The sequence below is a fragment of the Schlesneria sp. genome, assembly GCF_036405755.1.
Lineage (GTDB): Bacteria > Planctomycetota > Planctomycetia > Planctomycetales > Planctomycetaceae > Schlesneria > Schlesneria sphaerica.
Map to the genome: position 1 here is coordinate 1 of NZ_DASWWZ010000380.1, position 4,267 is coordinate 4,267.

Here is a 4,267-nt window from a genome sequence, read left to right on the forward strand (position 1 = left end):
ACGCGCCTCAATCAGGAATTGCTAAAACGGAATTGCCTGATTTGGCGATGGGTTCTGGTGTCAGATTCACCGTCTGGTGTTGATGTGTCGGCTGGCGCTACTGCCCAACGGTCCGGCACACAGTTTGCTCCAGGAGACCGATTCGGCCAATGCCTCAATCGCTCTCCACAAATCCCCGTTGCAAGATAGAGATCAGAATTTCTCCGAAGAACGGGCGACTCGAATTGAACTTTGATGAAACGAAACAGGAAAGAGATTTTTACGACATGAAGAAGACGCGGGGATTCACGTTAATTGAACTTTTGGTCGTTATCGCAATTATTGCCGTCCTGATCGCCCTGCTTCTGCCAGCCGTACAACAAGCGCGCGAGGCGGCCCGTCGCACGCAATGTAAGAACAATCTGAAGCAGTTGGCGCTCGCTTTCCACAATTATGCGGACAACTTCGGCATGCTTCCGCTTCCTGATATCGGAATCACCTTTGCGGCCCGCACCCCGATCCACTGGGACATGAGCTGGAGCATCTCATTGTTGCCTCAATTGGATCAGGCACCTCTGTTCAATCTGTTCAATCAGAATGCGCCGAATGGCGTATCAGATGCGGCTAATCAGATGGTCATCTCTACGACCTTGCCCGCATTCGTTTGCCCCACGACGCCCCGTAGCGGAAAGATTCAAGGTATCATTGAAGTCCAGCTTCCGATTGCCTCTGCCGTGGTCAACCCGGACTTCACCGCGGCTCCGAGTGACTACCTGATTCCCCGGAGCTTTCAGGACTCAGCTTTCACGCCGACGGAAGTCTTCGGGGCGTTCTGCAATCCCAATAGCGCTGGCACGCTTGACCTGACCCGTGCCGGGGCTCGGTTTCAAGATATCACTGATGGACTTTCAAACACGATACTTTTAGTCGAGCGAGCGGGGTTTCCGACCATCCTGGTTTCACAAGGGGGCGTAACCAAGGCACCCACCAGTTCCACTTATCCTGCTGTCGTTCAAAAGCATTACAGCGGTTGGTGGGCTTCCACTCAAAACGATCGGGTCCGCGCCTGGAATGCCCAAGGGACGTCCTATGGATCGGGTCCCTGTGTCATCAATTGCTCGAACGACTGGGGTGGAGCTTATTCGTTTCATACCGGCGGGATGCAAGCTCCGCTCGCGGATGGCTCCGTTCGCTTCTTGAGCGCGAACCTGGATAAATCGACTTTTCGCGCATTAATTGGCAAAAGCGATGCCGTCGTCGTCGGCGAGTTCTAAGGTGGAGCCTCAGATCAAAGAGAGCTTCGCACCTCGGTTTCGAAAGATCCCATGGATAAATTTTGTCCCGCATTCCTCATCGTCGCATCTATCGTTCTCCCTGGATGCAGCCATCAGAAACCAGGCAAGGATTGGCTACCAACCTATCGCACCGAGGGTTATGTCACCGTTCAAGGAGAGCCTGCAGTGGGGGCGATTGTTCGCCTGTTCCCTACCGTCCCGCAGGAAGACACAAAAACTCCTGTGATTCCAACGGGAGTCGTCAATGAAGACGGTCTTTTCGAATTGACCTCTTACAGCACCGGCGACGGCGCTCCAGAAGGGGAGTATTTCATCACGGTCGAGTGGCCCGATCCGACCATCAGCACATCCCAAAGTGCCGTGCCGGAAGATCCGCCCGATCGACTGAAACACAGGTATTCGGACCCGAAACGGTCCAAGTTGAAGGCATCTATCTCCGCGGAAGAGAATCTGTTGGACGAAATTTCACTCGATTGAGTTGACCATTCTTCGAAGGTGCCATGCCAACGATGCGGACCAGGCTGTTCACGAGTTCATTGATATCTCTGATCGGCATTGGCGTCGCAGTCTGGTGGCTGGTTCGGCTGTCTGCTCCACCATTCGCGTCTACCCCTTTGGTCTCCCCGACCCAGCCCATATCCATCACGGGGCGATCGAAGCGGGTGACTGACCTCGCAGGACGAGAAGTCGAAATTCCGTCGCAGGTAAGTCGCTTTGTCCTGATGCGGGGAATGGGATTGTATGATGTCGCCGTACTTTTGGGGGACGAAACGCCTGAGAAGCTCGCTGGGTGGGACTCGTCTCTCAAGACCAGCGACCGCGATGCCTATGATAAGTTCGTTGACCGATTCCCCGGTCTCGCGGAGATTCCGATCCTGGGCGACACGCTCAAGAAAAGTGTCAGCGCTGAAGGGATCCTGGCCCTCCAACCCGATCTTGTGATTGGTGGCACTTATATGTTGGGCCAGACCGAGTGCCTTGATCAAGTCGAACAGGCGGGGGTTCCTGTTCTGTACCTGAGTACCGACGATCCGTTCAGCGATCCTCAAAAGAGTTTAATGTTACTGGGCGAGGTCTTCGGTAAGCAGCAACGGGCGCGAGAGATCGTCGAATGGGTCGATCGTGAGATCCAAATGGTCCAGGATCGAATGTCGCGTCTGGAAGAGGCAATACCCTCAATCTATGTCGAGGCGGGGAATTTTGGCGCGGGGAAATACGGAAACACCTTTGGCTGCAGCACTCAAAAGAAACGGATGAATTGGGGAAGCATTCTCGCTCAAATCCGGTGCCAGAATGTGGGTGAGGACGTTTCCGGACCTTACGGCATGGGCGTCATACAACCGGAGTATTTACTGAGTCGCAATCCCGACGTCGTTGTAATCACCGGTGCCTGCTGGGAAGCGTTCCCGGAAAGTCTGCATCTGGGCTATGCCGCCGATGCGGAGAAGGCTCGGATTAATCTTCGTGCCTATACGTTGCGTCCCGGCTGGTCCGAGTTGAACGCGGTAAGGGACGGCCGCGTCTTTGGACTCAATACCCGACTCGGCAGTCACATCATGAGTTTTGTCGCAGTGCAGCAACTTGCCCAGTGGCTTTATCCGTTGGAATTCCAGGATCTCAATCCACGTCAGCGGTTGCAGGAATTTCATGAAAAATACATGCCGATCGACTTCAGCGGAACATGGATGGTCGAATTGAAGGGGCATTGATGTCTTGTGATTCCTCAACCAGCCAGTTCAGCGGTGCGCGGCGCCGTCGAGGATTATGTCGGCTCTGGATTCTGGTCTTGGTGCTTCTGCTGATCACGGGCTCGCTTGTGGTGGATCTTGTGACAGGACCTGCCGCACTATCGCCAGGAGAAGTCGCAGGGACGATTTTTCAACCGAGTTCCGTGACCAGATCACAACGAATCATCGTGTGGTCATTTCGTCTTCCAACAGCCCTGATGGGAATTGCCGTCGGAGCTGCTTTGGGGCTGGCGGGTGGGCAGATGCAGTCGGTGCTCAACAACCGTTTGGCCAGCCCCTATACCCTTGGTGTTTCTGCGGCAGCCGCATTTGGGGCTGCCCTGGTCATTGTTTTCGGGTCTGGGCGAATCGGAATGACTTCTTCGGTTGCAATCCCTGGTGGAGCATTCGTTTCTGCCCTCGGATGCTCATTGGTGTTGTTTGCCATTGGGCGTACTCAGACTAGTGGGTCTGAAACGCTGATCCTGGTCGGAGTTGCGTTGCATTTTCTATTCAGCTCTGGACTGGCATTGGTTCAATACACCGCCACCAATGATGCGCTCAATGCCATCATTTTCTGGACATTCGGAAGCCTGCAGGGGGCGAACTGGCAAAAAGTGGGTGTCCTGGCAATCGTACTTTGCGGAACGTTTGCGGTAATACAATCAAAGGTCTGGCAGCTGACCGCTCTACAACTGGGTGATGAATACGCCCTAAGCCTGGGTGTCGACGTTGGAAAATTGAAGCTGCAAACGATCCTTGTCGTCTCGGTTTTGACAGCAACGGCCGTTTCCTTTACCGGTTCAATCGGGTTTGTCGGTCTGGTTGCCCCTCATCTCGCTCGGATGTTGATAGGTGAAGACCAGCGTTTTTTTATTTTTCTTTCGGCAGGATTAGGAGCACTCCTTGTTTCGATTGCTTCAGTGCTCTGCAAGACGCTCGTCCCGGGAACAGTGTTCCCGATTGGTATTGTGACTGCGGCCATCGGTTCTCCATTTTTTGCCGCAATGGCAATCTGGACGCGGAGAACTCGCCCATGACGTTGCGGGCAGACAATGTCTCGTTTGGATACGGGGCTCGGCGCGTCCTTGATCAGGTAAGTCTCTCTTTTGAACCGGGGATCACGGCGCTCGTCGGCCCCAATGCCGCCGGAAAATCGACACTTCTCAAATGCCTGTGCGATGTCCTCACTCCTGCAGGGCAGGTATCACTGAATGGCCGGCTCATTCGTGAGATGTCACGTCGAGAGATTTCCCAAGCCGTTGG

5 protein-coding genes are annotated in these 4,267 nt (G+C 54.3%); all 5 read left to right on the forward strand.

Features of this window, described 5'->3' with window-relative positions; genetic code table 11:
- The first annotated feature begins 266 nt into the window (after window positions 1-266).
- Window positions 267-1,253, forward strand: coding sequence for a DUF1559 family PulG-like putative transporter (locus VGE80_RS13175; protein ID WP_373650608.1), 987 nt, complete (start codon window positions 267-269; stop codon window positions 1,251-1,253).
- Between the two features lie 51 nt (window positions 1,254-1,304).
- A complete protein-coding gene (locus tag VGE80_RS13180) occupies window positions 1,305-1,751 on the forward strand; it encodes a carboxypeptidase regulatory-like domain-containing protein (protein WP_440592997.1) in 447 nt (148 codons plus the stop codon).
- 185 nt (window positions 1,752-1,936) lie between these two features.
- Complete coding sequence (locus VGE80_RS13185) at window positions 1,937-2,983, forward strand: ABC transporter substrate-binding protein (RefSeq protein ID WP_440592998.1); 1,047 nt, start codon at window positions 1,937-1,939, stop codon at window positions 2,981-2,983.
- On the forward strand, window positions 2,983-4,041 hold the full coding sequence (locus VGE80_RS13190; RefSeq protein ID WP_440592999.1) for a FecCD family ABC transporter permease: 1,059 nt from the start codon (window positions 2,983-2,985) through the stop codon (window positions 4,039-4,041). Before VGE80_RS13185 ends, VGE80_RS13190 begins: the two co-directional genes overlap by 1 nt.
- Window positions 4,038-4,267, forward strand: a 230-nt coding sequence (locus VGE80_RS13195; protein WP_440593000.1) for an ATP-binding cassette domain-containing protein, incomplete at its 3' end; no start/stop codon positions are given. The genes VGE80_RS13190 and VGE80_RS13195, both read left to right, overlap by 4 nt.

Coding starts and splice junctions, on each gene's coding strand:
- VGE80_RS13175 (WP_373650608.1), top strand. CDS start 267: ATGAAGAAGACGCGGGGATTCACGTTAATTGAACTTTTGGTCGTTATC.
- VGE80_RS13180 (WP_440592997.1), top strand. CDS start 1,305: ATGGATAAATTTTGTCCCGCATTCCTCATCGTCGCATCTATCGTTCTC.
- VGE80_RS13190 (WP_440592999.1), top strand. CDS start 2,983: ATGTCTTGTGATTCCTCAACCAGCCAGTTCAGCGGTGCGCGGCGCCGT.